The organism is Enterococcus thailandicus, from assembly GCF_001886265.1.
GTDB classification, from domain to species: Bacteria; Bacillota; Bacilli; order Lactobacillales; family Enterococcaceae; genus Enterococcus_B; species Enterococcus_B thailandicus.
Genome location: NZ_JXLE01000032.1, coordinates 1 through 5,195 on the forward strand (window position 1 = coordinate 1; position 5,195 = coordinate 5,195).

Genomic DNA, 5,195 nt, shown 5'->3' on the forward strand with positions numbered 1-5,195 from the left:
ATTCTTTATTTAAAACTTTGCAACAGAACCCTTTTGACAACTCTACTCAATGATGATTATGCAATTAGACACGTTATTTTTTATCATGAATGGATATGTTCCCGTCTACCGATAGTGCTAAAAACGCAGTGGATATGTTTCCGAGAACGAACATACTCAAATGACATTCATTCTGTCCTCTCAAGCCACATCGAGTTGGTGGGATTGATAACAAGGGTGGATAAGTAGAGGCTGGAAATGGCTTGATATAGCGGTATTTTGAGGATTTTGGAGAGTTGAGATTATTTCTTCTTCCATTTCTAAATCCAATGTTACTTGTTCTGATTCTGGTTCTGTTGGCTCATTTGGGATTAAATCCACTACTAGCGTTGAGTTAGTTAACTTTGCAATTTGTTCTAGTGTTTTTATGGTTGGATCTGATTTTCCTGATTCTATTCGTGAATAATTTGATCTACTCATTTCTAATTCTTGGGAGAATTTTTCTTTTGGTTTGGTACCTCTCATCTTTTTTAAGTTTTCTCTAAATGCTAGTTCCAAGTTTCTCCCCCCTGTTTATGTAAATATTTTGCACGTTTTCCATTTAATTATATCGTTACACCTTGTAAATCACAAGTGATTAATCACAAATCACTTGTGATTAGTGATTTTAGCTTTTATCTTAATTTATCAACTGTTTAGAATATTAAGTATGCTATACTAATTAACGGCAACTTGCCCCGTAAGGGGGTGCTATTCATGGAACAAATTATCTCGTTAGTTATCGCACCACTTTTAGTGGGTCTAATAATCACATTAGTTGATCATTGGTTAGATGATTAGACGATAGCAAGCAAGTTGCTGTCTAACTCACACGCTTGTATTCGCAACAAGTGCAAAGAAAAGCCCGACCTACTCGCAATAGGTTGGGCTTTTGTGCTATTCATTAGAACTTATCTCGTTTCGCACATTCATTATAGCATGATTTTAAAATGAAGCCAAGTTGCTGATTCTATCTGTTGTTATTGGTGTTGCCTAGAACGATTCTAAGCACATGTTTAATTTTAAAGTGGGCAATTTTATCTTTAAAATGTCCTACAATGATTCAATAAAAGCATGGCTGCTAGTGAAACTTGCGACCACGCTTTTATAAATACTTAATTAGATTCGCTTTTTAAAAATGAATGCTGATCCTAATACCATTAATGACCCTAGGACAGACAATGCAATATTTTCTGTGTCTCCTGTTTTTGGTAAAACTTTCATTTTTCCGTCTGAACCTTTAACCGTTACTGTTCCGTCTTTTTGAACGTTTGCACCAATTTCTTTAGCTTCAACTTTCTTTGTTGTTCCGTTTGCTAATTGAATAATCGGTTTACTATCTTCAACTGCAACAATCACAACACCTGTATCTGTATTAACTGGGTTTTCGATTGGGTTTGTGTCTACTGGTTTGTTTGGTACTGTTGGTGTACTTGGTTCTGTTGGCTCGCTTGGTTTTGTTGGTTCGCTTGGCTCTGTTGGTTCGCTTGGTTCTGTTGGTTCGCTTGGCTCTGTTGGTTCGCTTGGTTCTGTTGGTTCGCTTGGCTCTGTTGGTTCGCTTGGCTCTGTTGGTTCGCTTGGCTCGACTGGAGCAACTGGATCGACTGGATCAACTGGATCGACTGGATTAGTCGGGTCTGTCGACTCTACTGGATCGACTGGATCATCATCGGCTAAGATAGTAACATCACTGCTACTTGCGGTTTCGTCTGCAAAACTGACAAGCGGTGCTGATACTAATAAAGCAGTGCTGAATAGTGTTAAGAGGGCAAGTTTTTTCATTTTGTAATCTCCTTAAAAATTAGTATTTGTGTACATAAATAGTATATCACAAATATGCTTCATCTGACATTTTTTTAATCACTTTTTTTTAAAATTTTCTAGTGATTCCTTTGTTAGAAATAATGTTTTTCCTATGTAGACATGATCTATTCCTTCCAACCTGTGAGGAAACCGTTTATAAATATGGGCAAAATATTCATCATTTTTCCCTAGCGTTTGACTTGCTTCTTTTGCTGTAATTAATTGAGATAAGTCATTGCTGAAATTATCAGAAAAGATAAGCGTACCGCCAATTTTTCGATAGTTAAATTTATTCAGAATTTCATGCTTATTATTTCGATAAGCCTGGGATAGGTAATTTCTATTTTTACCTATCCTTTCACTCATTTCTTTAGCTGTGTAAATTTGTTTTAGATTAATTTTCCCCATTTTTAGCACTCTCTTTTTTGCATATTTCAGTTAAAAGAGAAGTCGGCAAGTGTTGGTTGATTTGTCACAAGAAAGCCGTTTTTGGTTGGTTCTACTTCAAAAGTGATCTTTTGCATTTTACTACGATCCTCTACCGTAACATTTAAAAGGTATTCAACACTATACCCTTTTTTTGTTTGTTCGCTACCGTAATAATTAACACTTTTAAGAGTTTTCCCTAACGCTTCCCAATCAGCTATATCTACTTTTTCTGATATATAACTTCTTAAACTAGATTGATAATTTTCTTTATTTTTTTCTTGTGAAAAATAATAAGTTAAAAAGTATCTACCAAATGTATCTATTTTTGATTGGGAAATATCGGTTTCTTCGACACGTTCAATTTGTTCTTTCAATGATTCGCTCTCTTTTTTTACTGATTGAAGTTGTACTTGTTGAATAACGCTTACTCCTATCAATAATACAATAAATAAAGCTAAAATAGATACGAACAAATTAAATTTTGTACCATTTTTTTTAGGTGTTTTTTTCGATAGTGTTTTTTCTTTAACTTTTGTTTGACTTTCTTCGGGTGATTGCTCTTTTCTTTGTTTTTCACTAACAAGATCGGGTTCTTTTGCTTCATCAGCTATACTTTCGCTTGATTGTATTTGTTGACTGTCTAAACCTTTTTGTATCTCCTGGCGGTTTAACTCTTGCGTGTTAATTTTTGGCTCTGTTTGTTCATTTAGATAAATTAAAACGTGTTGATCTGTCACTCGATTTAGTAACAAATTAATTACATCAGTTTCTTTTGTATTTTTCGTATTCAAAGTGACCGACATAATTTTTGTTTGATCTTCTACTCTAAAAATACCCACACGAAATTTAACTGGTATTCCTCGACTTGTTTTTTGTTGTAGATAGTGTGTGACTTCGGATAATTCACTCTTACTTAACTTTCGATTTAAAAACTGGTTTTCTTCTTCAGGAAGAATAATACGTATTTCAAAATAATAAGACAATCGTTTTCCCCCTCTCTTATTTTCTAAACATAGCCATCATAGCTAAGTTCCCTAGTCCGCCACCTTTTGAAACTTTGGTTGAATACCACATATTTTGTAGAGCTGACGGTGTTTTAATAATCAACAAGCCACAACCAACCATTAACATAAAGTTTGGTAACGTGTATTTTTCAGCAATCATGAGGGTAATCATTGCTAAATAGAGAATCAATTTAATTAGCATGGTTAAAGCTTCGGACAACAATTCTTTGATCCATATTTGAAAGTAATTTTGCTCGTCCGTTAAAAGGGATAAGGCGACTAACGGTGTCAACATAGTTAATACTAAGAAATCGGCATAAAAGACACAAATCGCTACAAAATACTTGGCAATGGAAAAGGCAAAGAAGATCACAAAAACAAAGAGAACAACGGCACTAACGCCACCATTAAAGAAATTGGAAACTAAGAAATTACGCAAACGTTCGCCGATCGTTTCCACGTTCAAATCATTAGCGACTTGTTGAATCACATATTCCCCGATTGGTGCAACAATTTTTTTGATAAAAAAGTTCATTGCCCAGGGCAAGACAGCTAAGGCAATCGACGAATAGAATAGCTTTTGAACAATAGTAGCGGTCAATGCGTCACCACTACCATTAGAAGCTTGTATTTGCGCTTCAATGACCTTATACAACACAATACAAATCGCAAAGGTTGTCGTTGCAAAGACAAACACATTGGTAATGGTACTAATTAATTCGATATTGGGAATATCAAAAGTCGTCTTATTGGCAATTTTCATACTGGCTTCTAAAAGGTCACTGCCCCAATTCCCTAACAAGGTATCAATCGGGTGCAACACACTATCTGTGGTTTCTTTTATACCCTCAAAAACTCCTGAAACTGTATCTGATATTTTGTCTGCTACATCACCTGCGACCTCTCCTGCTTTATCTATTAAATCCATTAGTAAACACCTCCAACATTACCTGTAACTTGCCACTTCCCGATTTTTTCATTGTAGTACATTTGTACAAATAAAATCTGATTGGTTTCAATATTTTTAGTAGCTTCTGTAAAATCAATCCCTATCACTTCATAACTTAAATCATTATCCCAATCAACATTTTTAAATATTTTTCCTACTTTTTCATCATGTTGTCCTTTGTTCCGCCAATCCACCCACTCAAACGGAAAATCATTACGCAAAACAATTTTTGTGTTTTTCTCCTTTTTTTCGGTATCTAAGAACCAGGTACTAAACCATTGACTTTCATCATCATTTTGCTTAGAAATGGTTAGCCCTTTGGTACCGTCAACAATGACTGGATTGAAATTGAAGCTCGCTTGCAAGCCTGTATAGAAATCATCTGACAGCTTATCACCAAACTTGGCTTTTAAGTTATCAATCAGTTTTGTTTCTAATTCAATCGGGCTTGTACCGCCTGATCCTTCTTTCAATAATTCTTTGTTGATTTCTAAAATCACGTCACCATTAGAGAAAGACTTGTACCAACTCTCAAAAACTTCTGTTGCTTCGTCTGCTCGCTCTTTCGCACTTAATTTGAGTAAATGGTCGCTTGACCCTTGAACGGCTTGTGAGCTGTTTTTTGTGGCTTCTCCGCTTGTTTCTGACTGGTTGCTTTCTTTGCTTGCGGTGGTGGCTGTTGGTGTCACTGGTGGTTGATTCTTATTGTTAAAATAAGAAATGCCCACAAAAGCAAGAATACCGACAACTAAAACGCCAATCACTAAGTTACGGATCACTTGACGGCTAAATTCCATTTTTTTAATACCCTCACTAGGTTCAATCCCTTTTTCTTCAATTTCTCGTTCGACTTGTTTTTGAAACATTGGGATATTCCCAAAAAATTCTTTCAATCCATTCATTTGATTTCCTCCGATCTTTAAAATGGTAATTCGCTGTTGTCATTGTTGGTTGTGTTTTCCGGTTCTGTTGCAAAGTTTTAAATCTACTAT

Annotated in this window: 7 protein-coding genes; 1 reads left to right on the forward strand and 6 read right to left on the reverse strand. The window is 35.3% G+C overall.

What is annotated here, in order from left to right; all coding sequences use genetic code 11:
• Positions 1-180 precede the first annotated feature (180 nt).
• Positions 181-537, reverse strand: a complete 357-nt coding sequence (locus RV17_RS12795) for a helix-turn-helix transcriptional regulator (RefSeq protein ID WP_071869431.1) — start codon at positions 535-537, stop codon at positions 181-183.
• Between the two features lie 198 nt (positions 538-735).
• Between RV17_RS12795 and RV17_RS13325 the strand changes: the two genes are divergently transcribed.
• Positions 736-819 carry a type I toxin-antitoxin system Fst family toxin gene (locus RV17_RS13325; protein WP_071869432.1) on the forward strand — a complete coding sequence of 28 codons (84 nt, stop codon included), beginning with the start codon at positions 736-738 and terminating at the stop codon, positions 817-819.
• A 318-nt stretch (positions 820-1,137) separates the two neighbouring features.
• On the opposite strand, the gene RV17_RS12805 is transcribed toward RV17_RS13325, so the two are convergent.
• The 5 genes from RV17_RS12805 to RV17_RS12825 all read right to left on the reverse strand — a co-directional run bounded on the left by RV17_RS12805 (position 1,138) and on the right by RV17_RS12825 (position 5,105).
• Positions 1,138-1,800 carry an LPXTG cell wall anchor domain-containing protein gene (locus RV17_RS12805; protein ID WP_071869433.1) on the reverse strand — a complete coding sequence of 221 codons (663 nt, stop codon included), beginning with the start codon at positions 1,798-1,800 and terminating at the stop codon, positions 1,138-1,140.
• Between the two features lie 78 nt (positions 1,801-1,878).
• The gene (locus RV17_RS12810; protein WP_071869434.1) at positions 1,879-2,229 is read right to left on the reverse strand and encodes a hypothetical protein; all 351 of its coding nucleotides are present in this window, start codon (positions 2,227-2,229) and stop codon (positions 1,879-1,881) included.
• A 26-nt stretch (positions 2,230-2,255) separates the two neighbouring features.
• The gene (locus RV17_RS12815) at positions 2,256-3,233 is read right to left on the reverse strand and encodes a hypothetical protein (protein ID WP_071869435.1); all 978 of its coding nucleotides are present in this window, start codon (positions 3,231-3,233) and stop codon (positions 2,256-2,258) included.
• Between the two features lie 16 nt (positions 3,234-3,249).
• Positions 3,250-4,182 carry a conjugal transfer protein TrbL family protein gene (locus tag RV17_RS12820; RefSeq protein ID WP_071869436.1) on the reverse strand — a complete coding sequence of 311 codons (933 nt, stop codon included), beginning with the start codon at positions 4,180-4,182 and terminating at the stop codon, positions 3,250-3,252.
• On the reverse strand, positions 4,182-5,105 hold the full coding sequence (locus RV17_RS12825; RefSeq protein WP_071869437.1) for a hypothetical protein: 924 nt from the start codon (positions 5,103-5,105) through the stop codon (positions 4,182-4,184). Before RV17_RS12825 ends, RV17_RS12820 begins: the two co-directional genes overlap by 1 nt.
• Between the last annotated feature and the right edge of the window lie 90 nt (positions 5,106-5,195).